This window comes from Priestia sp. TGN 0903 (assembly GCF_050846855.1).
GTDB classification, from domain to species: domain Bacteria; phylum Bacillota; class Bacilli; order Bacillales; family Bacillaceae_H; genus Priestia; species Priestia zanthoxyli.
In genome coordinates, this window is the sequence record NZ_JBOZGL010000010.1 from 50758 (window position 1) to 75504 (window position 24747).

24 protein-coding genes and 1 riboswitch are annotated in these 24747 nt (G+C 38.2%); of the genes, 15 read left to right on the top strand and 9 right to left on the bottom strand.

All coding sequences use genetic code 11. From position 1 onward, the window contains the following. Positions 1-63 precede the first annotated feature (63 nt). The gene (locus ACRPLY_RS23800; protein WP_325077549.1) at positions 64-1701 is read left to right on the top strand and encodes a family 14 glycosylhydrolase; all 1638 of its coding nucleotides are present in this window, start codon (positions 64-66) and stop codon (positions 1699-1701) included. A gap of 49 nt (positions 1702-1750) precedes the next feature. Here the strand turns inward: ACRPLY_RS23800 and msrA are convergent, their stop codons facing one another. Further along, positions 1751-2266, bottom strand: a complete 516-nt coding sequence (gene msrA, locus ACRPLY_RS23805) for a peptide-methionine (S)-S-oxide reductase MsrA (protein WP_115652957.1) — start codon at positions 2264-2266, stop codon at positions 1751-1753. A gap of 347 nt (positions 2267-2613) precedes the next feature. On the opposite strand from msrA, the gene ACRPLY_RS23810 reads away from it, so the two are divergent. After that, positions 2614-3951, top strand: a complete 1338-nt coding sequence (locus ACRPLY_RS23810; RefSeq protein WP_033580732.1) for an ATP-binding protein — start codon at positions 2614-2616, stop codon at positions 3949-3951. Between the two features lie 160 nt (positions 3952-4111). Further along, on the top strand, positions 4112-5008 hold the full coding sequence (locus ACRPLY_RS23815) for an amidase (protein ID WP_098112302.1): 897 nt from the start codon (positions 4112-4114) through the stop codon (positions 5006-5008). A gap of 194 nt (positions 5009-5202) precedes the next feature. Here the strand turns inward: ACRPLY_RS23815 and ACRPLY_RS23820 are convergent, their stop codons facing one another. Further along, positions 5203-6759 carry an ABC-F family ATP-binding cassette domain-containing protein gene (locus ACRPLY_RS23820; RefSeq protein ID WP_028412463.1) on the bottom strand — a complete coding sequence of 519 codons (1557 nt, stop codon included), beginning with the start codon at positions 6757-6759 and terminating at the stop codon, positions 5203-5205. 261 nt (positions 6760-7020) lie between these two features. Between ACRPLY_RS23820 and ACRPLY_RS23825 the strand changes: the two genes are divergently transcribed. Then, the gene (locus ACRPLY_RS23825; protein ID WP_154974116.1) at positions 7021-7953 is read left to right on the top strand and encodes a D-2-hydroxyacid dehydrogenase; all 933 of its coding nucleotides are present in this window, start codon (positions 7021-7023) and stop codon (positions 7951-7953) included. A 99-nt stretch (positions 7954-8052) separates the two neighbouring features. Beyond that, positions 8053-9138, top strand: coding sequence for a nitric oxide synthase oxygenase (locus ACRPLY_RS23830; RefSeq protein WP_325077548.1), 1086 nt, complete (start codon positions 8053-8055; stop codon positions 9136-9138). Between the two features lie 48 nt (positions 9139-9186). On the opposite strand, the gene ACRPLY_RS23835 is transcribed toward ACRPLY_RS23830, so the two are convergent. Continuing rightward, positions 9187-9318: a YflJ family protein gene (locus ACRPLY_RS23835; RefSeq protein ID WP_016762840.1), complete on the bottom strand. Its 132-nt coding sequence runs from the start codon at positions 9316-9318 to the stop codon at positions 9187-9189. Between the two features lie 172 nt (positions 9319-9490). Beyond that, positions 9491-9940, bottom strand: coding sequence for an Rrf2 family transcriptional regulator (locus ACRPLY_RS23840; protein WP_028410145.1), 450 nt, complete (start codon positions 9938-9940; stop codon positions 9491-9493). A 216-nt stretch (positions 9941-10156) separates the two neighbouring features. On the opposite strand from ACRPLY_RS23840, the gene hmpA reads away from it, so the two are divergent. From hmpA to ACRPLY_RS23860, 4 genes are all read left to right on the top strand, one after another. Next, positions 10157-11338, top strand: coding sequence for an NO-inducible flavohemoprotein (hmpA, locus tag ACRPLY_RS23845; protein WP_047751739.1), 1182 nt, complete (start codon positions 10157-10159; stop codon positions 11336-11338). Positions 11339-11410: 72 nt separating this feature from the next. Next, entirely contained in the window at positions 11411-12700 is a 1290-nt protein-coding gene (locus ACRPLY_RS23850; protein ID WP_325077547.1) for a lysine N(6)-hydroxylase/L-ornithine N(5)-oxygenase family protein, read from the top strand. Positions 12701-12843: 143 nt separating this feature from the next. Then, positions 12844-13356, top strand: a complete 513-nt coding sequence (locus ACRPLY_RS23855) for a type 1 glutamine amidotransferase domain-containing protein (RefSeq protein ID WP_013081517.1) — start codon at positions 12844-12846, stop codon at positions 13354-13356. A 358-nt stretch (positions 13357-13714) separates the two neighbouring features. Continuing rightward, positions 13715-14461, top strand: a complete 747-nt coding sequence (locus tag ACRPLY_RS23860; RefSeq protein WP_033580739.1) for a CAP domain-containing protein — start codon at positions 13715-13717, stop codon at positions 14459-14461. Between the two features lie 238 nt (positions 14462-14699). On the opposite strand, the gene ade is transcribed toward ACRPLY_RS23860, so the two are convergent. Both ade and ACRPLY_RS23870 read right to left on the bottom strand, forming a co-directional pair. Further along, complete coding sequence (gene ade / locus ACRPLY_RS23865; RefSeq protein ID WP_047751737.1) at positions 14700-16436, bottom strand: adenine deaminase; 1737 nt, start codon at positions 16434-16436, stop codon at positions 14700-14702. An 83-nt stretch (positions 16437-16519) separates the two neighbouring features. Continuing rightward, positions 16520-16621, bottom strand: a riboswitch (purine riboswitch). Between the two features lie 182 nt (positions 16622-16803). Next, the gene (locus tag ACRPLY_RS23870; protein ID WP_013055127.1) at positions 16804-17031 is read right to left on the bottom strand and encodes a DUF1128 domain-containing protein; all 228 of its coding nucleotides are present in this window, start codon (positions 17029-17031) and stop codon (positions 16804-16806) included. A 176-nt stretch (positions 17032-17207) separates the two neighbouring features. Between ACRPLY_RS23870 and ACRPLY_RS23875 the strand changes: the two genes are divergently transcribed. The 3 genes from ACRPLY_RS23875 to ACRPLY_RS23885 are packed head-to-tail and all read left to right on the top strand — an operon-like array spanning position 17208 to position 18913. Beyond that, positions 17208-17681: a low molecular weight protein-tyrosine-phosphatase gene (locus tag ACRPLY_RS23875; RefSeq protein ID WP_098112304.1), complete on the top strand. Its 474-nt coding sequence runs from the start codon at positions 17208-17210 to the stop codon at positions 17679-17681. A gap of 39 nt (positions 17682-17720) precedes the next feature. Further along, positions 17721-18059 (top strand): YtxH domain-containing protein, encoded by a 339-nt coding sequence (locus tag ACRPLY_RS23880; protein ID WP_098112305.1) that lies wholly within the window; start codon positions 17721-17723, stop codon positions 18057-18059. Positions 18060-18073: 14 nt separating this feature from the next. Further along, positions 18074-18913 (top strand): YihY/virulence factor BrkB family protein, encoded by an 840-nt coding sequence (locus ACRPLY_RS23885; RefSeq protein ID WP_034267022.1) that lies wholly within the window; start codon positions 18074-18076, stop codon positions 18911-18913. Positions 18914-19142: 229 nt separating this feature from the next. Here the strand turns inward: ACRPLY_RS23885 and ACRPLY_RS23890 are convergent, their stop codons facing one another. Together ACRPLY_RS23890 and ACRPLY_RS23895 are read right to left on the bottom strand one after the other, a co-directional pair. After that, positions 19143-21062, bottom strand: a complete 1920-nt coding sequence (locus ACRPLY_RS23890) for a heavy metal translocating P-type ATPase (RefSeq protein ID WP_049162765.1) — start codon at positions 21060-21062, stop codon at positions 19143-19145. Between the two features lie 225 nt (positions 21063-21287). Further along, on the bottom strand, positions 21288-21437 hold the full coding sequence (locus ACRPLY_RS23895) for a BH0509 family protein (RefSeq protein WP_013055132.1): 150 nt from the start codon (positions 21435-21437) through the stop codon (positions 21288-21290). A 208-nt stretch (positions 21438-21645) separates the two neighbouring features. Here ACRPLY_RS23895 and ACRPLY_RS23900 point away from each other — a divergent pair, with 208 nt between their 5' ends. Beyond that, positions 21646-21963, top strand: coding sequence for an ArsR/SmtB family transcription factor (locus ACRPLY_RS23900; RefSeq protein WP_034267028.1), 318 nt, complete (start codon positions 21646-21648; stop codon positions 21961-21963). Positions 21964-21978: 15 nt separating this feature from the next. Further along, on the top strand, positions 21979-22908 hold the full coding sequence (locus tag ACRPLY_RS23905; protein WP_165635416.1) for a cation diffusion facilitator family transporter: 930 nt from the start codon (positions 21979-21981) through the stop codon (positions 22906-22908). 14 nt (positions 22909-22922) lie between these two features. Here the strand turns inward: ACRPLY_RS23905 and ACRPLY_RS23910 are convergent, their stop codons facing one another. Continuing rightward, positions 22923-24107: an MFS transporter gene (locus ACRPLY_RS23910; RefSeq protein WP_098999466.1), complete on the bottom strand. Its 1185-nt coding sequence runs from the start codon at positions 24105-24107 to the stop codon at positions 22923-22925. 181 nt (positions 24108-24288) lie between these two features. On the opposite strand from ACRPLY_RS23910, the gene ACRPLY_RS23915 reads away from it, so the two are divergent. Beyond that, complete coding sequence (locus ACRPLY_RS23915) at positions 24289-24744, top strand: DUF3237 domain-containing protein (RefSeq protein ID WP_028412450.1); 456 nt, start codon at positions 24289-24291, stop codon at positions 24742-24744. Positions 24745-24747 lie beyond the last annotated feature (3 nt).

Below are 24747 nucleotides of genomic sequence, written 5' to 3' on the forward strand. Positions count from 1 at the left end.
AAAAGGAAAAAACTAAAATCCGCCGAATACCTATAGGTGATTTTGAAAAAATGGAGGGAAGCTATGAAACAGCTATGTAAAAAAGGGTTGGCTTTTATTTTGGTGCTCATTTTTGTTAACGCTTTCATTTTGAATCCACTTAATGGAGCGGCTGCCGTAGATGGAAAATCAATGAATCCTGGTTACAAAACCTACTTAATGGCGCCTTTAAAAAAGGTAACAGACTATACAACATGGGAAGCGTTTGAGAACGATTTACGCAAAGCGAAACAAAATGGATTTTATGCGGTGACAGTAGACTTCTGGTGGGGAGATATGGAGAAGAACGGCGATCAGCAGTTTGATTTTTCCTATGCTCAGCGCTTTGCTCAAGCTGCTCGTAATGCAGGTATAAAGATCGTTCCTATTATTTCTACTCATCAGTGCGGCGGTAATGTTGGAGATGATTGTAACGTTCCGCTTCCGTCTTGGGTATGGAACTTAAAAAGTGATGACAGCCTTTACTTTAAATCTGAAACAGGTACGACAAATAAAGAAACGCTAAGCCCGCTTGCAACAGATGTTATTTCTAAGCAATATGGTGAGCTCTACACGGCATTTGCGCAAGCGTTAGCACCTTATAAAGACGTGATTGCTAAAATCTATTTATCAGGAGGCCCTGCAGGTGAAATTCGTTATCCGTCTTATACAGCAGCAGACGGCACAGGGTATCCCTCTAGAGGGAAATTTCAGGTGTATACGAACTTTGCTAAAAGCAAGTTTCAATCATATGCTTTGACTAAATACGGCTCACTCGCCGGCGTTAATCAGGCATGGGGAACCAATTTAACATCTACATCGCAAATTTTACCGCCATCAGATGGCTATCAGTTCTTAAAAGATGGTTATTCAACGGCTTATGGAAAAGATTTCTTAGCATGGTACCAAGGAGCTTTGGAGGACCACACAAAACGTATTGGACAATTAGCTCATCAGGCTTTTGATGCCACTTTTAACGTACCAATTGGTGCAAAAGTGGCAGGAATCCATTGGCAGTACAATAATCCGACGATCCCTCATGCTGCAGAAAAACCAGCTGGATACAATGATTATAACGGGCTTTTGGACGCGTTTAAAACGGCTAAATTAGATATCACCTTTACATGCTTAGAAATGACGGACACCGGGAATTATCCGGAATATTCTATGCCAAAGACGCTTGTACGCCAAGTAGCAGGTATTGCGAATGCAAAAGGAATTGTTTTAAACGGGGAAAATGCTTTAACCATAGGCAGTGAAGATCAATATAAAAAAGCAGCTGAAATGGCATTTAATTATAATTTTGCAGGATTTACTTTGCTTCGTTTCTACGATGTAATTAATAATGATACGCTGATGGGGAAATTTAAAAATACGTTGGGCGTTACACCAGTTGCGCAAACGGTTGTAGTAAAAAATGCGCCAACTACGGTTGGAGAAACGGTTTATATCGTTGGAGACAGAGCTGAGCTAGGTCAGTGGGATACGTCTATATATCCAATTAAATTAACATATAACGCATCTACAGCTGATTGGAGAGGAACCGTTTATTTTCCTGCCAGTCAAAGTGTTCAATTTAAAGCAATTGTGAAGAAAGCTGATGGATCTTTAAAAGCATGGCAGCCTTCGCAGCAATATTGGAGCGTGCCGTCAACAACAACGACTTATACAGATAATTGGTAAAACAAAGCCGCATAGCAAACGCTATGCGGCTTTGTTTTGAACACAAGAATTATTTCCAATTCGCTTGAATAAATTCATCCCGACCGGACTTAGCGCGGTCTTCTTTATAGTGATCTGGATTTTTCTTATGAAAATCTTGATGATATTCCTCGGCTTCATAAAACGCAGAGGCAGGAAGGATGCTTGTCACGATTGGTTTTTTAAAACGTCCGCTTTTTGCGACCTCTAGCTTTGTCTCTTCAGCTTCCTGCTTTTGGCTATCGTTATGGTAAAAAATTGCTGTTCGATACTGCGAGCCGCGATCTTGGAATTGACCTCCGTCATCTGTTGGATCAATTTGTGGCCAATAAAGATCTAATAAACGTTTATACGGAAACACTTCAGGATCAAATGTAATTTGAACCACTTCGTAGTAACCGCTTGTTCCAGATTTTACTTGCTCATAAGTAGGGTTATCCACAGTTCCCCCCATATATCCTGATACAATGCCGTGAATACCTTCTAGCTCTTCAAAAGGTGTAACCATGCACCAGAAACATCCACCTGCAAATGTAGCTTTTTCCATACGTAATCCCTCACTTAATCCGTTGTTATGAGGGGTATTATAACAAATTTATATTGAAACAGCTAGAAAAGGGTTTGTAGGTTGTGTAAAAGCTGTGGATAAAGATAAATATCCACAGCTTTTACACAATAAACTCGGCTATGTTGAAGATTGAAAAATGCAGGAGAGAAGAAAGAAAAAATGATAGAATAGATGAGGTGTATATATCGATGTAGAAGAGATTAGGCGGCAGAAGCAGGATCTATGCGGCATCTAGATAAATAAAGTTAGTACGTTAGTAACAAGAGGTAAGAAACAGCATATTCGCGCTGTTAAATAAATATACAAAGATAATAGGAGAGTTGAATATGTTACAAGATAATCTCATCCTAGAGCACTATGGATTAAATGAATTAAATTTTGATACGATCAAAAGCTACCGGGATCGATTTGCTGAAGTAAAACCAGCTCATCCTTGGAATGCGCTTGAAACAAAAGAGTTTTTATACAAAGTAGGAGCATGGGGAAAGGTAAGAGATACCCATAAAGAAGGAGTTACGCTCGCAGGCCTGCTTTTATTCAGTGAAGAACGGATTATCACAGAAGTTTTACCACAATACTTTTTGGAATACCGGGAAAGTAAAGGGAATGAAGAATGGACAGAGCGTTTTACCTCTCAAGACGGGACGTGGTCAGGAAATATTTTCGATTTTTATTTCCATATTCATGAAATTGTTCGCAATAGCGAACCCCAGTCGTCAATCGCTTCCTCTTTAACAGAAGTTTTAATCAATATGCTTATTCATGCAGATTATAATGGCGAGGGCGGCGTTATTTTAGAAAAGCAACCTTCTCATTACGTTTTTTCTAATCCAGGTCTTTTGTTAGTACCTACAGATTCAGTTTTTAGTAAAACCGTTAGTCAGCTTCGAAACCCGAATATCGTTAAGCTATTCAGTTTACTAGGGCTATGTGAACGTTCGGGCTCTGGCTTGAAAAAAGTGAAGCAAAACTGGAGCTTGCATCATTATAAAAAGCCTTCTGTTGATCAAGATGTTTCTATGCATCGTACGGTAGTCACGTTATCTCTGTCCACTCAAGAAAGACAGATTAGTTCTTCTGAAAAAGACACTTATCATACGTCTGTAACTGATTTGGGAAATAATTTTAAAAGTGTCGAAAAATATCAAAACATACCTGAAAACAATGTCGAAAATAACTCCTATAATAAAAATAAAGACTCTTATAATAAAGATTTATTAGAGGAGTTAAACTCATGTAATAACGACAATAACTCCTATAATAAAGAGGAAAACTACTATAATAGTGAACTTAACTCATATAATAAAGATGATTACTCCTATAATAGTTATCAAAGCTCCTATAATAAAGAATCGGAAGATGGTTCTTCTAATTCAGTGAATGGTGAGGATATTGATACGAAGCTATGGGATATTGCAGCGCTGGCTCGTGAAAAAAAACGGCTTTCGCCTAATCAGATGGAGCATATTATTCTTGAATTATGCAAAGAAAAACCGCTCATGCTTAAAGAGTTTGCTTATTTACTAGAAAGAACGCCGGATGGAGTACGTAATAATTATTTAACAAAGCTATTACGAAAAGGACAATTACAGTTGAAATATCCAAATCAGCCAAACCATCCAAAGCAGGCATATTTATTCCATAAGAAAGATACAGGGAAGTAAATCAAGCAACCGCTAGAACAAATAAAGATTAGGCTGAAAAAATTGATAAGGGAGAGTTTGCTGAAAGCTACAGATCTAAGGGAGAAATTCACCATAAAGTTGCCAAGCTGCCAGACTCTCTTTATATGAGTTCTGGCTCGTATAAAGGAGGAAATAGAGTGTGAAAAGCAAGTGCGTTCTTATTTTTCTGGTGGTTGTATGGCTGTTTAATATGGGGAAAGGAATAGGATGTGGATCAAAGGTGAATGCAGAGATGAATATACCGCTGTCGACGTGGGTGTGGGATACAAAGAAATGGATGTTGAACCAAGAAGCTATCCGTGAAAAACTTCAAGAAAAAAAGGTGACAAAGGTTTATTTACAAATTGACGCTCATCTTTCACCTTCTGTATATAGGCATTTTATCCAACAAGCGCAAGTCCAGGGTATAGATGTCTACGCACTTGACGGCGCTCCTTCTTGGATAGGGCCTTCTGGTATAGAAGAGCAAGACGCATTTTTTAATTGGATAACAGCTTACCAAGCAGAAGCGGAAGAACAACAGCAATTTTCAGGGGTTCATTTAGATATAGAGCCGTATTTGTATAAAAGCTGGAAAAATAATCGAGCGAAAAGTATTCTGCAGTATCAATATGTTATTTCTCAAGCTGCAGTACAGTCTCGTCAGTTACACTTGCCGCTTGCTGTAGATATACCGTTTTGGTTTGACGAAGTTCCATTCAAAAATAGCAACGGTTCCGGTTCGCTGGGGCATTGGATTATTCAGTACGCTGATGAAGTCACAATTATGTCGTACCGAAACCATGCAGATAAAGAAGACGGTATTGCTGACATAACGCAAAATGAACGCAAGTGGGGACGTGTACTATCCACTCCGATTGAAATAGGGGTAGAAACGATGGCTTCAGATGAAGGGGAATACATTTCTTTTTCTGCTAAAGGAGAAGAAAAGATGATGCAAGAGCTGGGTAAGTTGCTTACGAAGTGTCAAGCTAAAAACCCTCCAAGCAGTATAGCTGTTCATCATTTTGATAGCTGGCTACAGATGAAACCATGACAACGAAAAGACCGCTGCATCACTGCAGCGGTCTTTTTGGGTTTAGGGAGTATAGATACAATATAGCCATTTTATTAAAGGACTATACATAAAAAAAGTAACCATTTAAAAAATGGCTACTCACACAAAGGGGGGGAACTTAATCTTATCATTCCCACTTTTTCTAAAAGATATGCCTCTTTTAACCCGTTTTTTTAAAATAATTTAGTCGTCCAAGATTCGCAGTTCCACACGTCTGTGACTACATCTTGATAAAATTCAGGTTCGTGACAAATAATTAAGATACTTCCTTTGTATTCTTTTAAAGCTCGTTTTAATTCATCTTTCGCATCTACATCCAAGTGGTTTGTAGGCTCATCCAGTACAAGAATGTTGGTTTCATTGTTAATCAGCTTACATAGACGGACTTTTGCTTTTTCTCCACCGCTTAGAACTTCTACTTTACTTTCAATATGTTTGGTTGTTAAGCCGCATTTAGCTAACGCTGCACGAATTTCATATTGGGTAAAGTGAGGAAACTCGTTCCATGCTTCTTCAATACACGTATTGTAGTTAGCTGATTTAACTTCTTGTTCGAAATAGCCAATATGCTGGTAATCGCCTTTTTCTACAGAGCCTGAAATCGGTTTGATTTCTCCTAGAATACTTTTTAAAAGAGTTGTTTTCCCAATTCCATTTGCGCCTACAAGGGCAATCTTTTGACCTCGCTCCATTTTTAGATTCAGTGGCTTAGAAAGCGGCTCTTCGTATCCAATGACTAAATCAGATGTTTCAAAAATTAATTTGCTTGAAGTACGAGCACTCTTAAAGTTAAACTCTGGTTTTGGACGCTCTTGAGCTAGTTCAATTACTTCCATTTTATCCAGCTTTTTTTGACGGGACATGGCCATATTTCGTGTCGACACGCGGGCTTTGTTTCTCGCTACGAAATCTTTTAAATCTGCCATTTCTTGCTGTTGTTTTTTATAAGCTGCTTCAAGCTGCTGTTTTTTCATCTCATATACTTTCATAAAATCGTCGTAGTCTCCTACATAGCGATTTAACTCTTGGTTTTCCATATGATAAATTAAATTGATCACGCTATTTAAAAATGGAAGATCGTGAGAAATTAAAATAAAGGCATTTTCATATTCTTGCAAGTAGCGTCGTAGCCACTCAATATGCTGTTCATCCAAGTAGTTTGTAGGCTCATCAAGTAAAAGAATTTCTGGTTTTTCAAGCAATAGTTTGGCTAGCAATACTTTTGTACGCTGTCCGCCACTTAAATCCTGTACGTCACGATCTAAGCCGATATCTTCTAATCCTAATCCGCGTGCAATTTCTTCGACTTTTGCATCGATAACGTAAAAGTCATTGTTTGTTAAGAGGTCTTGAAGCGTACCGACTTCTTCTAATAGTTTTTCGAGTTCTTCTGGTGATACATCCGCCATTTTCTCATAGAGGCCATTCATTTGAGCTTCTAAATCAAATAAATATTGAAAAGCACTTTTTAGTACATCACGAATAGAAAGGCCGCGCTCTAATGCCGTGTGCTGATCTAAATAGCCAACGCGCACTTTTTTAGACCATTCTACTTTTCCCGCATCCGGTTCTAGCTTGCCTGTAATGATGTTCATAAATGTTGATTTACCTTCGCCGTTTGCTCCAATCAAGCCGACGTGTTCACCTTTTAACAATCGAAATGATACATCGTTAAAAATCGCACGGTCACCAAAACCATGGCTTAGATTTTTTACGTTTAATACACTCATGCTGACACACCTTTTCTTTTAAAATATCTATCGTACGTTTCGTTATAAACAAATTGATTCATAACGATTATAGCGAACTTATATACATAAATCCATATGAGTTTTCCAGCCTTGAAAGTCATATAAAATTCACTCGCGTCTTCCTTTCACTTGATTCATACTATATATATCAATGTAGAAAATCCTTCATGACGACGGGACGGTTATATCGAATCATTCAAATAGAGTATATAGAAGAATAAAAAGGCAGGAGGAAAAGAAATGAACATTTATACGATACTAGTGGCAGGAAGAATGCATAAGGAGCTGGAGGAGATAATCAAACAAAAGCAGCTGTCTCAGACGTTTCGATTTATGGAAGAGCAAGACGTTACAATGGAAGATTTAAACTGGGCTGACGCGCTTTTATCCTTCGGTCCAACGAATTACTTTAAAGACCATAGCTTCAAATGGATTCATTCTCTCGGTGCAGGAGTTGATCGGTTCTTAGAAAGTGCGGATTGGAAAAAGAGCGTGATGTTAACACGTACGGTTTGTTCATTTGGTCAGCGGATCAGTGAATATTGTCTTAGCTATATGCTAGCTGAACTTCAGCACCACGCACGGTTTCAGCATCAGCAAAAACAAAAGCGGTGGAAAGCGGTAGAGCCTCAGCAGCTTTCTGCTCAAACGGTCATCATTTATGGAACAGGTGAAATCGGCGGACGTCTTGCAACCGTTTTAAAATCTTTTGGTGTACGAGTGATAGGAGTATCTAAAAGTGGAAATGAAAAGCCGTCATTTGATCAAGTAGTCTCGATTTCAAATGAGAGAGACTTGCTAAAAGAAGCTGATTGGATTATTAGTACAATGCCGCTAACGAATGAAACAAAAAGCTACTTTGATTCAAAATGGATGAATGTAGTTGAAAATGCATACTTTATAAATGTTGGACGAGGTGCAACTGTAGATGAAAATGCGTTAGTAGAGGCTATTGAGCAAAAGCGTATTCGAAAAGCATACATAGACGTATTTGAACGTGAGCCGTTAACGAAAGAATCTTTTTGGTGGAATCATTCACATATCATCGTAACACCTCATATTTCGGCGGTGACTACGCCTGAAGAAGCAGTAGAGTGTTTTGTTGAAACGCTGCAAAAAGTTGAGCAAGGCGAATTGCCTTCTAACTTGGTTAATATTGAAAGAGGTTATTAAAGCATTATGATACGCGTTTCCGCTATGAGAATGGTATACTGAAACTTGCTTTTCTTGGACGAAAAGAATGAAATCTGTTCTTCTAGGGGGGAACAAACGTTGAAGCAAGAAGAATTATTTGAACAAGCACGTGTATTTATAGAGACGTGCTACGCTGAACTTGAAAAAAGCGAAGTGGAAAAAAACAAGCGATTAAAAGAAATTCATCAGCAAATTATGTCACTCGGACATTATGATCATACATTTGAAGAGTTAGAGCACGGAGCTCGCATGGCTTGGAGAAACAGCAATAAATGTATCGGACGACTATTTTGGCAATCGCTCAATGTATTTGATAAGCGAGAGGTGAGCACAGTTGAAGAGGTAAGAGACGCTCTGTTTCATCATATTGAATATGCAACAAATGACGGGAAAATCCGGCCTACTATTACGGTGTTTAAACCGAAAACGCAAGCAAAAGAATCGATTAGAATCTGGAATCATCAGCTAATCCGCTATGCTGGGTACGAGACGGAATATGGCGTGATAGGAGATCCTGATTCTGTTGCGTTCACGGAAGTTTGCCAAAAGCTGGGGTGGGAAGGTGAGAAAACTCACTTCGATGTTCTTCCTCTGGTCCTGCAAGTGAATGAAGCGTCACCTCGATTGTTTGAGATTCCAAAACATTTAGTGAAAGAAGTAGCTATTACGCATCCAGAACTTCCTGAATTTGAAGACTTACAGTTAAAATGGTACGCTGTCCCGATGATTTCAGATATGAAGCTAGAAATTGGAGGGATTGATTACGTCGCAGCACCATTTAATGGATGGTACATGGGGACTGAAATTGGTGCCCGAAATTTGGCGGATACGTATCGCTATAATCAACTTCCAAAAATAGCTTCTATGATGGGATTGAATATGGATTACAACGCGACGCTTTGGAAGGACAAAGCTCTTATTGAATTAAACGTTGCGGTGCTTTCTTCTTTCAAACGAGAAGGTGTTAGCATTGTAGATCATCATACGGCTGCTCAGCAATTTCACTTGTTTGAAGAAAGAGAACAAAAAAATGGCCGGGAAGTGACTGGGAACTGGACATGGTTAATCCCACCGGTTTCACCAGCTACCACACATATTTTTCATAAGCCTTATAAAAATAAAGTATTATCACCAAATTATTTTTATCAAGACGCTGCTTATTAAATGAACAAAAAAGAGAGTACAAATTTGTACTCTCTTATTACACGTTAATTAATTTTTGTGTTTATCAAGCAAGTTAGCAAGTACATATGTTTTGTACTTTTCCACTTTGCGGCCTTCATGGTTGCGAACTCCTCGTTTTTTAAGTTCCTCAACATACCAACCTTTGCTTCCTACGTGCATACTCAAACACCCTTTCGTCATTTTTTAGGATGAACAGAATGAGGTTCATTGTCTGCTCGAATGGAGACATCTTGTCTTTCCAATACGTGCCTCATTGTAACATCTTTTATTTTATGATGAAAGGGAAAAAGGTCAAAAAAACGAGAATGATTTCAGGTGAATTTTAGTTTGTTCATTCCTCGTTTTTTTGAGATAGGAGGAGGAGGTTTAATTCGTCTTTATTTTGGATTAGATCTTCTAATGTATACTGATCTAACACTTTAATGAAGGCTTGCATGGCTTCATGCAAAACACTTTTTAACTTGCAGACGGGGCTAATAATGCAGAAGTTTCCTTCACGGTCAAAACATTCAACAATATGAAAATCTTCTTCAGTTTGACGTACCACTTTGCCAATATTAATGTCTTTTGGAAGCTGAGCTAAACGAATACCGCCGTTTCGTCCTCGGATCGTTTCAATTAAGCCAAGTTTTCCAAGTTCGTGAATGATTTTCATAAGATGGTTCTTTGAAATATTATACGCTTCAGCAATTTCTTTTATATTGCTTAGTTTATTATTATCGCGAACGCCTAAATATAATAAAACTCGCAGTGAGTAATCTGTATATTGTGTGAGCCTCATCTTTTTACCTCTTCTCTTATCAGCAGCTGATATATCTATAATAGCATGTCTATATCTAAGAAATACAGAAAGAATGCTCACATTTTTGACAGGGTGAATTTGTGAACATTTCTTTAAATATGTATATAAAATATATCTTTTTAAGTAGGATATGAGTATTATAAAGATGTATTAAAAATATATCTTTTAAAAATGAATCTTTCGGAGGCGAAAGTTATGAAACAAACAACTATTTCTATTGTAAAAAGTACAGTTCCTGTTTTAGAAAAGCATGGTCAAGCAATCACAACTCGTTTTTATGAAATGCTTTTTGAACAGTATCCTTCTTTAAAAAATGTATTCAACCAAACAAATCAAAAAACAGGACGTCAGCAAATGGCGTTAGCTAATACAGTTTATGCCGCTGCGCAGTACATCGATCGGCTTGAAACGCTGCTTCCAGTTGTGAAGCAAATCGCCCATAAACATCGCAGTATCGGCGTGAAAGCAGAGCACTATCCAATTGTCGGCGAGTTCTTATTAAAGGCAATTAAAGATGTTTTAAAAGAAGCTGCGACCGATGAGATTATGGAAGCTTGGAAAGAAGCTTACGGTGCCATTGCAGACGTATTCATAAGTGTGGAGCAAGAGTTATATGAAGAAGCTGAAGAAAAAGGATGGAAAGATTATAAAAAACTAATGGTTCATAAAAAAGTAAAAGAAGCAGAAGGCGTGTACTCGTTTTATTTAGTATCACCTGATCAAAAAGCACTGCCTGCTTTTCTGCCAGGTCAGTACGTGAGTGTACGAATTCCTGGTCAAGAATATTTATCCATTCGCCAGTACAGCTTATCTGGCTATCCAAACCAACCATACTATAAAATTACGGTGAAAAAAGAAAAACAAATGGAAGACGGGGTCGTGTCAACGTATTTACATGATCAATTGAAAGAAGGAGACTTGCTTGAAGTCAGCGTTCCAGCAGGAGATTTTGTCTTAAAAGAAAATAATAAATCAGTATTTATCAGCGGAGGTGTAGGAATTACTCCAATGATGTCAATGCTTCATCAAGCATTGGAAAACAATCAAGAAGTAACATTTATTCACAGTGCTAAAAATGAGCAGTTTCATGCAATGAAACGAGAGCTTCAATCGTTGTCAGAGACATATACGTTTGAACAGCACGTTTTCTATAGTCAAGCGCAAACAGATCAGCATGATGAAAACATAACGTATGGTCGCTTAACTAAAAAAGAGCTAGCTAAATATGCCGGCGATAAACATGCATATTATTATGTTTGTGGATCTTCTTCATTTACACAAATGGTGTTAGAAGGCCTAGATGAAATGGGCATTTCCCAAGAAAATATCATGTATGAATCGTTTGGCCCGAAAATGAGTATGACTCCTTCCGCATAAATGTATGGAAAAAGGGTAAAAAGCTAACAGTAGACAATACTGTTAGCTTTTTTTATGAAAGGGAGTTTAAAGATGACAAATAAGCAGTATGACATGGTGGGAATAGGAATAGGCCCTTTTAATTTAGGCTTAGCGGCCCTTGCTGAGCCTCTTGATGAAATTGATGCAGTCTTCTTTGATAAAGAAGAGAAATTCGAATGGCATCCGGGCATGTTAATTGACGGCACGGACTTGCAGATTCCGTTTCTAGCAGACTTAGTTACATTTGCAGATCCAACAAGCCCCTATTCTTTTCTAAATTATATTCACAAGCAAAAGCGCTTGTATCCGTTCTTTTTCTTTAATCGTTTTGACATTCCGCGTCAAGAATACAACGAGTACGCGAAATGGGTAGCGGAGCAGCTATCTTCCTGCCACTTTTCTTCAAAAGTTGTGGACGTGATACCAAAAAATGAAGAAGAGTATTATGAAGTAAAGGTAGAAACACCTGAGGGAATTCAAACGGTAAATGCTAAACACGTTGTAATGGGAACAGGAAGCATTCCACTTGTGCCTCCGGCTTTTGAAGAAAAGCTAAATGAGCATATTTTACACAGCAGCGGCTATTTACATAAAAAAGAAGAGATTCAAAAAGGAAAGCATGTAACGATCGTTGGTTCAGGGCAAAGTGCTGCCGAGATTTTTCTGGATTTACTAGAAGAACAGACTGAACATCATTACCACCTTACATGGTTTACAAGATCCTCTAATTTTTTTCAGCTTGATCAATCCAAGCTTGCTCAAGAGTTATTTTCGCCAAACTATGTAGATTACTTTCATTCGCTGGCTTTTGAGGAACGTACAAGCACGGTAGAAGATTTAAACCCCCTACGTCACGGAATTGAATCTTCTACCTTAACGAAAATCTATGATTTACTCTACCATCGTTCACTTAAAGGAAGAGTACCCGTTACGATTCAAGCTTCGACTGAAGTAAGTGACATTCATAAAAAAGCAAATGGATATGAGCTGGAGTGTAAACAATTAAAGGCTGATCGCTCTTTTCAATACGAAGCGGATCGTTTGATATTATCCACGGGCTATAAGCCAAAGATTTCGCCGTTCATCGAACGAATAAAAGATGATATCGAATGGGAAGATGACAAGCGTTTCAACGTCACAAAAGATTACCGGCTTGTCTTTAAACAACCCCGTAACCACCACTTTTTTACGTTAACTAACATTGAACATTCACACGGATCTGGCGCAACAAATCTTGGTTTATCCGTTCAGCGTAATCAGCGTATTCTGAACGTAATTGCAGGTAGAGATGTGTATCCAGTTCCAGAAGAGACGACGTTTCAGACATTTAATTTGTTTTGAATGTCTGATTTATAAAAACCTACACTGTGTTTTTAGATTATTGTAGAAAAGTTTTTTACTCATAAACCATGTTTAAAAGAATAGTGTACGGGTATTTTATTTATAGAACATTAGTACACAAATCAATTAAGGAGTTGCTTAGAATGAGTAAGAAAATTGCAGTATTAGTAACAGATTTATTTGAAGATGTGGAATATACAGATCCAGCCAAAGCCTTTGAAGAAGAAGGCCATACGCTAACAAAAATCGATGTGAAAACAGGCGAAGTAACAGGTAAACAAGGCGAAACAACATTAACAATTGATAAAGCAATTGCCGATGTAAAACCAGAAGATTTTGACGCATTGTTTTTACCCGGAGGCTTCTCACCAGATATCTTGCGTGCGGACGATCAAGTCGTAGCTTTTACAAAATCATTTATGGATGAAGGCAAACCGGTTATGGCTATTTGTCACGGGCCACAGCTGCTAATCAATGCTGAAACATTAAAAGGACGTGACGTAACTGGTTTCAAATCAATTGCTATTGATTTGAAAAATGCAGGCGCAAACTTCCATGATAAAGAAGTTGTGGTATGCGGTAATCAACTAGTTACAAGCCGTACACCAGATGATATGGAAGCATTCGTACGTGAATCAGTAAACGTCTTAAAATAAGTAGATAATATTAGTAAAACTTTCTGTAAAAGGCGATAACAGGGTGGTTTACCACTCTGTTGTCGCCTTTTTTGTATGTAACGTTTTTGACGAGGAATTTACAGTTATATTACCGCATTGGATGAAGCTGTTTCTCAAAGTATATGAAAACCTTTTACTATCAATAGCTAGAAGCCGCGTAATATAATCGAAATATTTTTTACATAAGTGTGAGTATAATTTTGGTAGCTTAAAAGACGTTGCGAGTTTCATAGTTTTCGTGCAACAATGAGGGTGCATCACGAGGTTGGCTTGCTACAAGCTTAGATGCGTTGCGGTTTTACAAAAAACTTTATTATCACATAGGAGGATTTCAAACATGAAGAAAAGGTTTCGTATTGCCACTGTCGCAGGTGCCGTATCATTAGGATTACTAACAGCAGGACAAGCAAATGCAGCAGCTCCTGATTGCAACACTCCAAAACAAATTACCATTAAAGATGCTCAAGCAGCACAAAATATAAATGTAGACGAGCTATTAAAGAAATTTAACGCTCAAGGACAATCTGCTCAAGCAGCAGCTCCACAGCAAGAAACACAAGCACCAGATCAAGCTGAAGCAGCTCCACAGGAACAAGCACAAGCACCAGAGCAAAGTGAAGAAGCAAAAGCTCCGGAGCAAACACAGCAAAACACAAAAGCTCAACAATCAGAAAATACTGATAAAGCAGAGCAAACAAAAGATGCTAGTCAATTTGAACAAAAAGTAGTAGATTTAGTAAACCAAGAACGTCAAAAACAAGGTTTAAAGCCTTTAACACTTAACAAAAAATTAAGTGACGTTGCACGCACTAAATCAAAAGATATGATGGACAAAGGGTACTTTGACCACAATTCACCAACATATGGTTCACCATTTGATATGATGAAACAATTCGGCATTGAATATACAACTGCAGGTGAAAACATTGCAAAAGGTCAGCAATCTCCTGAAGATGTAATGAATGCTTGGATGAATAGTGACGGTCACCGCAAAAATATTCTAAACCCTGATTTCACTGAAATTGGTGTTGGATACGTAAAAGGTGATACTACGTACTGGACTCAACAATTTATCGGTAAGTAATACAAAAAGAGCAGGATATACCTGCTCTTTTTTGCGTTTTTAGCTGTCCAATTTGGGTATAGTAAAGTAAGAACACGTAAAGGAGTGCCTTACATTGGGACGTATATTAAAAAAAATTCTAGTCGCTGTTTTTCCCATCCTTTTAAAAGAAGGATATCGTCATTATAAAAATCGTAAAACTCGAACTACGCCGTCTAAAGGGTATAAATAAAAAGGACTCAAAAGAGTCCTTTTTGTTTTATGCTTGAACGGGGATATGCTTGAATTCTTTTACGTTAAATAATCCTTTGTCGGTTAATTTTAGACATGGGATAACAGGCAAGCTTAAGAAAGATAACGTCAGCAGCGGGTTGAATTTCTGTGAAATATCAAGCTCATGAAGAGCCCCGTGAAGCTGCTTAAGTAAGCTATTTACTTCATTGTAAGGGTGAGGTGACATTAACCCTCCGATGGAAAGAGGGAGGGAACCAATCACTTCATTATCTTTTACAATAACAATACCTCCGCCGATTTCTTCAATTGCCGCAATTGCTTTTGCTAAATCCTCATCATTTGTTCCTACGGCTACGATATTATGTGAATCGTGAGCAATCGTAGTAGCGATCGCTCCGTCTTTTAACTGAAATCCTTTTACGATCCCAAGACCAATATTTCCTGTTAGATGATGGCGCTCAACAACAGCCATTTTCAGCTGATCGTTTTCTACAGAAGGCTGAAATTCGTTTTGCTTTACTTGAACTTCTTCTACAATATGATTTGTAAGCAGGCTGTTTGGATTAATTTCAATAATATTAGCCCGATTGTGCTGAAGTGGTATCGTAAGTTTGTTAATAGAAAACTCTTTCAAATGAACAGAATTCATTAGTTCTGTCGGAAGATCAATTTGTTCTTCTTGCACAGACAGCATCTCTCCATTTTCAGCAATGAGCTCTCCGTTTTGATAAACATGTGCTGCAGATATATCGGTTAAGTCGTCCAACAGAATAAAATCAGCTTTGTAACCAGGAGCAACCGCACCTCTATCTTTTAACCCGTAGCATTCAGCGGCATTTAATGAAGCCATTTGAATCGCAATTAACGGATCCAGCCCGAGTTCAATAGCAAAACGAACATTGTAATCAATAGAGCCTTCCGTTAATAAATCATCTAGATGTTTGTCATCGGTACAGAATAAAAATCTGCGCGCGTTGCGTTCATTTACAGCAGGTAACAATTGTTTTAAATCTTTAGCAACAGAACCTTGGCGGATTAGAACATACATCCCGCGCTGAATACGTTCAATTGCTTCTTCTGCTGTTACGCATTCATGATCTGTTGAAATATTAGCGGTACGATAAATGTTAACGCCCGTGGCATCTAGCCCTGAGCCGTGCCCATCAATTACGCCGTTTGCATCGTTAGCTGCTTGTAATTTATCGAGCATATCGTCATCTCCATCTCGAACAGCAGGGAAATCCATTACTTCTGCTAATCCAAGCACGCGAGAGTGAGAGAAAAATGGCGCTAAGTCAGCTGCTTTTAAGACGGCTCCAGAGCTTTCAAAAGGAGTTGCTGGCACGCTTGAAGGTAAGTTCACAAATACGTCTAAAGGAATGGAGTCCGAGTTTTGAAGCATAAACTCAATACCAGATTTCCCTGAAACATTCGCAATTTCATGAGGATCCGTTACGACAGTTGTAACGCCTCTAGGTACAAGAAGTTTTGAAAACTCTTTAGGTGTAACCATTGATGATTCAATGTGAACGTGTCCATCAATGAACGTAGGAGAAATGTATTTTCCTTTTGCATCAACGACGTTATTCCCATCGTATTGACCTATTCCAACAATCACTCCATCAGCAATCGCAATATCGGCTTCAATGATGGAAAGCGTAAAGACATCGATAATTTTCCCGTTTTTCACTACAAGATCTGCAGGTATTTTTTTATTGGCAACAGCAAGCTGTTTTTTTAATGTTGTTTTTGTATTTGACATGAATGTGACTCCTCTCATTGTATAACTGAATAACAATGAAGGACTATGTAAGGGAGAACATAAAGAAGAATAAAAATGCAGTATGAATGATGTTCAACCCTCGTAGTCCAACTATTTACGGTAGTTCGGTAGAAACTCTTGGACCCTATTTCCAAGACTATACGAGCTTTAGGTATTTCGATACATTCTATAGACAAATAATAAAAACGTCAATTCCTAATAAAAAAGAAAGATTTTTGGGAATATTTCATCTATGTGTATGTAAACGATTTAACTCTTATTTGCTCGCTAAAAGGTGCAGCATTCATGTATAGAAAAAAATGTAGAAAAAACCGTCAATGGCTATTAGTCATTGACGGAGGTGTCATTAAGCTTGTTTACGCAGTGTACCTAATTCTTCCGCGATCGCTTGCATTTCACTTGGGCTAAAAGAATCTTTTCTCATTACCATATCGTATAAGTACTTTAAGTCTTCATACATTTCTTCGTCAAAAGCTTCGGCTTTAATTGCTCCGATATTTAGCATGCGCAATTTTTCACTGATGCTATCGACCATATGTTTAATATTTTCTGGAGATTTTACTGATAAATCCACTTTGTTCATCCTTCCAGTTGCGTTTTTTTTATTGTAACATGTTTTTATCGTGTGAACACTTTTATGTCAGGTTCTTATCCACAGAAGAGTGGAAACGATATAAATAAAAGAAAACTATTTTTTAGTTTAAAAATGATTGTATATAATGTTTGTAATAAGGGAAAGGAGTCGAGACTATGATTAACGTATTATTCGTTTGTTTGGGAAATATTTGTCGTTCACCCATGGCAGAAGCGGTCTTTAAAGATATGGTGAAGAAAAAAGGGCTACAAGGACAAATTCACGTAGATTCTGCAGGCACAGGAGGCTGGCACAAAGGAAATCCTCCTCATGAAGGGACGCAATCTATTTTAACGAAAAACAACATTGATTTTAAAGGGCAAACAGCAAGACAAGTGATTCAAGAGGATGTAGCTAAATTTCATTATATTATTGGAATGGATGTCGAAAATGTAGGAAATCTGAGAAGAATGGCTGGACATACTAAAACAGGTTATATTGCAAGACTTTTGGATTTTGTGCCTGGTTTACATATTGAAGATGTGCCTGATCCTTATTTCACGGGAAATTTTGACGAAGTATATGACTTAGTTCAAGAAGGATGCAAGGCGCTTTTAGACGAAATTATAGAGAAGCATTTCTCGGAATAAGTGATACTAAAAAAATAAAAAACGGAGGAGAAACGACAAATGGGTAAACGAAATAAGCTAGTAGAAGGTATGGTCATTGGAGCAATTATAGGAGGAGCTGTTTCTTTATTTGATAAAGAAACCAGAAGTTCCGTTATTCAAGGAAGTAAAAAATTGAAAGACAAAACAACGACTCTTATTCAGCATCCTGAACTTGTAACGGATACTGTGAAAGAGAAATATGAAACGATCCGTACGACCATTGAGCAAGTTTCTGAAGATGTATCATTTGTAGCAGGAAAAGTAGAAAAGTTAAAAGAAACAACCCCTCAGGTGATGGAAATTGTAAACGATACAAAAGAAGCATTTGTAGAGAAGTATGGTGATGAACAAAAATAAATAAGGAGGCACATATGGCTGGAATATACATAAATAACATCGTAAAGTTTGGCAAAGAACTCATGGGCCGCATTCATCGAGATGAGCTGCCCAGCTTATCAGCTGAATTGGCTTATTATTTGCTGCTCTCGCTATTTCCTTTTTTAATTTTCTTAATTACGCTGATTGGATTTTTGCCATTGGAATCAACAGATCTGCTTGACTTGGTCGAAAATGTAGCGCCACAGCAAACGCTGCACATGATTGAAAGCAACGTTTCTCATATCATTGGTTCTCATAATGAAAAACTATTGTCCTTTGGTATCATTGCCACGATGTGGTCTGCTTCAAATGGAATTAATGCGATCGTAAGGGCATTTAACCGAGCGTATCACGTACAAGAAAATCGGCCGTTTTTAGTGGCGAGAGGCATGGCAGTTCTCCTTACTTTTGCGATGATATTTGTTATTATTGTAGCGCTTTTACTTCCTGTTTTTGGTCATATGATTGGTCTTTATTTATCGTCTACGTTTGGATTTTCAGAAACTTTTCTCGCTTTATGGTCTGCTTCCCGCTGGATTATCAGCGGTCTCATTTTGTTTACTGTTTTTACGGGGTTGTATTACTTTGCTCCTAATAAAAAGCTGCTGATTCGAAATGTTGTAAAAGGAGCGGCTTTTGCTACGGTCGGATGGACAGTGGTATCGATGCTATTTGCGTACTACGTCAATCATTTCAATAACTATACGGCTACATATGGAAGCTTGGGCGGAATTATTATCTTGCTTATTTGGCTGTACCTATCGGGGATGATTATCGTTATTGGAGGAGAAATTAACGCTATTTTCTACGACCGCCGAGTCAAATCTTCATAGTCACAAATTGGGATGAAATCATTCGCAAGATATGAGCATACTAACCAAGTGAAAGGGAGGTTTTACATCATGACAAAGCATACAAAAAAAGACGGAAGCAATACAAAGCAAAATAAAAAGAGCCAGCCAAAGCATAAAACAAGCAACAGCCAAAATGGACAAAACGGTTACCATTAAGGCATCGATTTCCATAATAAAAAGCCTAACAAATACGTTAGGCTTTTTTTCGTTAAGATTTTAGCAAGCGAAGGCCGTTTAAGATAACTAAAATGGTGCTGCCTTCGTGACCTATAACACCAAATGGCATATCAAGCACTTGGAAAAAATTCGAACAAATTAATAAAAAGATGACGGCAATAGAAAAAATAACGTTTTGCTTCACAATTGAGTTCATTCGTCTGGAAAGAGCTACTGCATCCGAAATTTTTGATAAATCATTTTTCATTAAAACAATATCTGCCGTTTCAAGTGCCACATCCGTTCCTTCTCCCATAGCTACTCCAACGTTAGCAGTAGCCAGAGCAGGTGCATCGTTAATCCCATCTCCCACCATTGAAACGGTAGGGAATTTTTCTTTTAACGCTTTAATTTTATCTACTTTCGCTTCAGGCAAGCATTCTGCAATGTATTCATCGACGGCACATTCTTTTGAAATGGCCTCGGCTGTTTTTTCGCTGTCTCCTGTAATCATGACGGTATGAATACCCTGCTCTTTCAGAGATTTAACAGCTTCTACAGCTTCTGTTCGTACAACGTCTTTTAGCGCAAGCAATCCCACAATACCATGCTGGTCTTTTGCGTACACAATCGTTTTTCCTTCACTGGCAAGCGTAGATGAAATCCCATTTTCAAATTCAGCTGCTTCTTCTTTACCTACAAAATCTGCTTTTCCTATCTTCCACGTATCTCCTTGAAGAGACCCAATCACACCGTATCCGGGAACGTCTTCAAGTGAATCTGGCTGAACGAGCGTCAATTCCTGCTTGTTTTTCACAAAGTCAACAATGGATTGAGCAAGCGGATGATTAGACTGACGTTCAATTGATGCTATTTTAATAAGAAATTCCTGTTCGTTTATATCAGAACGTACAATAACATTTGTCACTTCTGGCTTTCCTTTTGTTAACGTGCCTGTTTTGTCAAAAGCAATTGCGCTTAAATGGCTTAACCTTTCCAAATGCACGCCGCCTTTGAACAAAATTCCTTTTTTTGCTCCGTTTGAAATAGCAGACAGCGAAGCAGGGGTGATAGATGCAACTAGGGCGCAAGGAGACGCTACAACTAAGAGAATCATTGCTCGATAAAATGTCTCGGTCCAGCTCCATCCAAGCACATAGTGGGGGAGAAACAGCATAACTGCCACAACCGATAGAACAATTTTTACGTATGTGCCTTCAAATCGTTCGATAAACAATTGAGAAGGAGACTTTTCACTTTGAGCCGTTTGAACAAGTTGAATGATCTTTTGAAACAGCGTCTCAGCACTTGGCTTTGTCATTTTAATGGTAATGGCGCCTTTCACATTCACCGTGCCCGCGAATACTTCATCTTCGAGCTGTTTTAGTACAGGGACAGATTCACCCGTAATAGCCGCCTGATCAATCGTTGTTTGACCTGAGACAACAATACCATCGGACGGCACTCGTTCACCCGGCTTAACTAACAGCAAGTCTCCGATTTGTAAATCTGAAATGGAGACAATTTCTTCTTGATCTCCAATCAGCCGCGTTGCTTCTTGCGGCTGCAAATTCATTAAGGCGCTAATTTCTCGGTTGCTTTTATTCATGGTGTACGTTTCTAATGCACCGCTTAGTGCAAAAATGAAAATAAGCATAGCACCTTCTGTCCAGTAGCCAATTACAGCCGCTCCAATGGCCGCAATAATCATTAGCATTTCGACGTTTAATTCTTTATTTTCAATCGTTTCTTCAATGCCTTCTTTTGCCTTAGCAAATCCACCTATCACATAAGCTAATACAAAGAGCGTAATAGATACAGCTGTATCCTGCTGTTTTGAAATCAGCCAGCCGGCTAAAATAAGCACTCCGCTCAACAGTGCAGCAATGAGTTCACCATGTGTTTTTAATACGTTGACAGCAGAAGATGTTTGCGGCGTTTGTTCTTGTTTTTTAGGTAACGCATTTTCCATACAAATCCTCCTTGAACGATAATTGAGAAAAATAATCACAATCATTACCCCTAAAAAAGCACGAAAGCTGCCATCTCAGCGATAGCAGCACACTTTTTCCATTTATTATCTTTTGAATTGGGATATTTAGTATAGTATAGCACGGAACAAGCAAGTAGGTAACAACTAATGCTTAAAAAATAAAAACAGAATGCAGCTGGACGTCTGCATTCTGTAAAAAACGTACTACATATCTAAATGCTCTTCATAATATTTATAAGCGGAAGTGTAAATGTGCTCGATATCGGCATCCGTCATGTACATTAAGGTTTCACGGTCAATCCCCTTCATTGTTTCAATAAATGTAATCATGTTTTTACGTTCTTGTCTGCTCATTTATTATTCTCCTCTCCATCTGTTTTAATACAGTTTATTATATTTAATTGTATTATATAACAGAAAAAGTATTTTGTGTGGATTTTTTTTTAAAATAGGCAAAAAAATTTTGAAAGACGTAAATAATTGACTATAGAGAAAAAGGTATTTTATAATTTATATATGAACATATGCTCATATACTTGCATATAATGAACGGAGAGATGTTATGAAAAAAGATGAACATTCGTTTTTATCACCTCAAACAGTAGAAGAAGCATCAAGAATACTAAAAGCTATTTCAGATCCTACGAGAATGAAGATTCTCTATTTGCTATTTCAAGAAGAGTGTTCAGTCGGTCATATGGTTGAAGTGCTTGGTGTTTCACAATCAGCTATTTCACATCAGTTAACTCACTTGCGTCATTTACGTTTAGTAAAATATCGCCGTGAAGGGAATACGTATTTCTATACGTACGATGATGAACACGTGGTTGGAATACTGCATCAAGTGATTCAGCACGTAGAATGCGCACATAACGATTAGAAGGAGGGGCTTTGCATGAGTCATGATCATCACCACCATCATCATCATGGTCATCATCACCATTTTGATACACAGCGTGAAGGCAACAAAAAAGGTCTGTTAATTGCACTAATTATCACCGCGGGTATTATGGTTCTTGAGTTTGTCGGAGGGCTTTTTACAAATAGTTTAGCGCTATTATCCGATAGCGGACACATGCTGTCTGATACAAGCTCACTTGCTCTTAGCCTCGTAGCCATATGGTTTGCTAACCGAGCTGCGTCGGCTAAAAAAACGTACGGTTATTATCGTTTTGAAATATTAGCGGCTCTTTTTAACGGAGTGGCACTGTTTGTAATAGCAGGGTTTATCATTTATGAAGCCTATCAGCGCGTACTGGAGCCGCAGTCTGTAGCAAGCGGCAGCATGATGCTGATTGCTGCTGTTGGTTTAATCGCTAATTTAATCAGCGCATGGTCACTTATGAGACAAGGCGATGTAAAAGGAAATGTAAATTTGCGCAGCGCTTACTTACACGTATTGGGAGATGCTTTAGGGTCTATTGGAGCTATTGTAGCGGGACTTCTTATGATGCTGTTTGGATGGTATATTGCTGATCCGATTATTTCTGTAGTTGTGTCTGTATTAATTTTAAAAAGCGCTTGGGGCGTGCTTGCTCATAGCGTTCATATTTTGATGGAAGGCTCTCCTGAAGGAGTGGATCACAGTGAAATAAAAAACCTTCTTGAAAACATTGAAGGAGTCAAAGATGTGCATGATTTACACATCTGGACGATTACTTCAGGACTGGACTCATTGAGCTGTCATATGCGCGTAGAAGATGAAAAAGATTGTCAGCAGATTTTGCAAAAAGCCATTGATTTAGTACACGATCACTGTGGTATTGAGCATACGACGATACAAATTGAAAAATCAGCTCTTCAGCACCGGACGCTAAAAGTTTAAAAACAAGCGAGAACTTATAAGTTCTCGCTTGTTTTTTGCTGCATAGGCATTTTTTGTCCGAATACAAAAAGAAGGATAAAAATAAAGCCAAGCATCCCGCTAATAATATTAAAAAAGCTGACATGATGAAAGAACTGAATAAAAGTACCGCCTATGTAAGGACCGGCAAGGCTTCCGATACTAAAAGCAATGCCGCATAGTAAATTACCTGTAGGAAGCAGACGAGTAGGAATCAAATCCGTCATATAGCTGATTCCTAAACTAAACGTAGAACCTACAACCATGCCTGCTATAAATAAACACGCTACTAATGGAATAGCGGTGTCTTCCAAGAGACTTGCTGTAAAAAAAGTCACGGCTCCAATTGATAAAATCCATCCTAATACCAATTTCCGTCCGAATTTATCGCTCAGTATGCCAAGAGGAAGCTGAAACACAATAGCTCCAACTGCAAAGGAAGTCAGCAGCAGTGAAATAAACTCTACTTGCAATCCAATTCGTAAACCGTATACAGGAAAGCTGCCGTTCAGTGATGACTCTAAAAAACCATATCCAAAAGGCGGTAAAAAAGCAATCCAAGCATATTTAGCCGCTTTAGAAAATCGCTTAGCCGTTTCTTTTAATGAATTAACCTCAACTCCCTGAAGGGGAAATTCATTTTTTATCAAAAATAAAAATACCCACGTTAGAAGACATAGAGCAGAAGAAATCATAAAAGGCAGCGCTTGATTAATTTCAATTAACGGCGTCATTAAAGGACCAACAGCAAAACCAATACCAAAAAAGAGCCCATACAGTGAAATGTTTCTACCTCTTTTATCAGCAGGGGAAGACGATGTAATCCACGTTTGAGTTCCAAAGTGCAGCGCGTGATCTCCTATTCCAATAAATAAACGGAGCACAAACCAAAATACAACAGATTTCCACAGGGGAAACAAAGCTAAAGATACAATAACTAAAAGTCCTCCTGCTGCGATAATTGGCTTGTATCCGTATCTGCGAAGCGGCGCTTCCATGAAAGGAGAAATAAATAAGATGCCCAGGTACAATCCAGTTGCGTTTAATCCGTTTATAGTAGAGGAAAGACCATCTTTCTCAAAAATAATAGCAATTAAAGGCAGCAGCATGCCTTGGCTGAATCCAGAAATGGCGACAAGGCTAACTAAAATCCAGAAACGTTGTTGATGAGTAGCACCCATAGCATTTAACCTCTTTTTATCTATATTTTGTCAATCCAACTGTTTAATCGTACAAGGAAAACGCTTTATTGACAAGGATATAAACAGGCCGTGCTGTCCATTTGACATCTTTATGTAAGGGGAGTAGAATAAAACGTGTAAATATTTACATGTTTTTATTTACAATTAAGAGGTGATTGCTATGATAGAACCAGGGCTGAAGAAAATAGCAACATTCACAATTAATGTTGGTACACCCGTCGTTATTGGTCATACAGGATTAGGAAAAAAACAGTTTATTCCCATTAAGTCAGGTACTGCAGACGGGGAAATAAAAGGCTTAATTCTTCCAAGTGGAGCGGATTCTCAAATTATTCGTTGGGATGGCCGCGTCGATTTATCTGCACGATATGTCATTCAAACAGAAGATGATGAACTTATTTATATTGAAAACAATGGAATACGTCAGGTTAGTGAAGAGTTTAGAGAACAGGCTGCTGAAGGTGAAATTATACCTCCAGAGCACGTTTACTTTCGTACGATTCCTGTCTTTGAAACTGGAAGTGCAAAGTATAAGTGGTTACAGGACCGCATGTTTATAGGCGCTGCTGTAAGAAACCCAGAAAGCGTTGTGCTAGACATATACGAAGTTTTATAAATC

Excerpts from the sequence above, each read along its gene's own strand:
- hmpA (WP_047751739.1), top strand. The coding sequence starts at position 10,157 with ATGAAACAAACAACTATTTCTATTGTAAAAAGTACAGTTCCTGTTTTA.
- ACRPLY_RS23885 (WP_034267022.1), top strand. The coding sequence starts at position 18,074 with ATGGCTGGAATATACATAAATAACATCGTAAAGTTTGGCAAAGAACTC.
- ACRPLY_RS23820 (WP_028412463.1), bottom strand. The coding sequence starts at position 6,759 with ATGAGTGTATTAAACGTAAAAAATCTAAGCCATGGTTTTGGTGACCGT.
- ACRPLY_RS23880 (WP_098112305.1), top strand. The coding sequence starts at position 17,721 with ATGGGTAAACGAAATAAGCTAGTAGAAGGTATGGTCATTGGAGCAATT.
- ACRPLY_RS23855 (WP_013081517.1), top strand. The coding sequence starts at position 12,844 with ATGAGTAAGAAAATTGCAGTATTAGTAACAGATTTATTTGAAGATGTG.
- ACRPLY_RS23900 (WP_034267028.1), top strand. The coding sequence starts at position 21,646 with ATGAAAAAAGATGAACATTCGTTTTTATCACCTCAAACAGTAGAAGAA.
- ACRPLY_RS23890 (WP_049162765.1), bottom strand. The coding sequence starts at position 21,062 with ATGGAAAATGCGTTACCTAAAAAACAAGAACAAACGCCGCAAACATCT.
- ACRPLY_RS23860 (WP_033580739.1), top strand. The coding sequence starts at position 13,715 with ATGAAGAAAAGGTTTCGTATTGCCACTGTCGCAGGTGCCGTATCATTA.
- ACRPLY_RS23875 (WP_098112304.1), top strand. The coding sequence starts at position 17,208 with ATGATTAACGTATTATTCGTTTGTTTGGGAAATATTTGTCGTTCACCC.
- ACRPLY_RS23835 (WP_016762840.1), bottom strand. The coding sequence starts at position 9,318 with ATGCACGTAGGAAGCAAAGGTTGGTATGTTGAGGAACTTAAAAAACGA.
- ACRPLY_RS23810 (WP_033580732.1), top strand. The coding sequence starts at position 2,614 with ATGTTACAAGATAATCTCATCCTAGAGCACTATGGATTAAATGAATTA.
- ade (WP_047751737.1), bottom strand. The coding sequence starts at position 16,436 with ATGTCAAATACAAAAACAACATTAAAAAAACAGCTTGCTGTTGCCAAT.
- ACRPLY_RS23850 (WP_325077547.1), top strand. The coding sequence starts at position 11,411 with ATGACAAATAAGCAGTATGACATGGTGGGAATAGGAATAGGCCCTTTT.
- ACRPLY_RS23825 (WP_154974116.1), top strand. The coding sequence starts at position 7,021 with ATGAACATTTATACGATACTAGTGGCAGGAAGAATGCATAAGGAGCTG.
- msrA (WP_115652957.1), bottom strand. The coding sequence starts at position 2,266 with ATGGAAAAAGCTACATTTGCAGGTGGATGTTTCTGGTGCATGGTTACA.
- ACRPLY_RS23800 (WP_325077549.1), top strand. The coding sequence starts at position 64 with ATGAAACAGCTATGTAAAAAAGGGTTGGCTTTTATTTTGGTGCTCATT.
- ACRPLY_RS23915 (WP_028412450.1), top strand. The coding sequence starts at position 24,289 with ATGATAGAACCAGGGCTGAAGAAAATAGCAACATTCACAATTAATGTT.
- ACRPLY_RS23895 (WP_013055132.1), bottom strand. The coding sequence starts at position 21,437 with ATGAGCAGACAAGAACGTAAAAACATGATTACATTTATTGAAACAATG.
- ACRPLY_RS23840 (WP_028410145.1), bottom strand. The coding sequence starts at position 9,940 with ATGAGGCTCACACAATATACAGATTACTCACTGCGAGTTTTATTATAT.
- ACRPLY_RS23910 (WP_098999466.1), bottom strand. The coding sequence starts at position 24,107 with ATGGGTGCTACTCATCAACAACGTTTCTGGATTTTAGTTAGCCTTGTC.
- ACRPLY_RS23905 (WP_165635416.1), top strand. The coding sequence starts at position 21,979 with ATGAGTCATGATCATCACCACCATCATCATCATGGTCATCATCACCAT.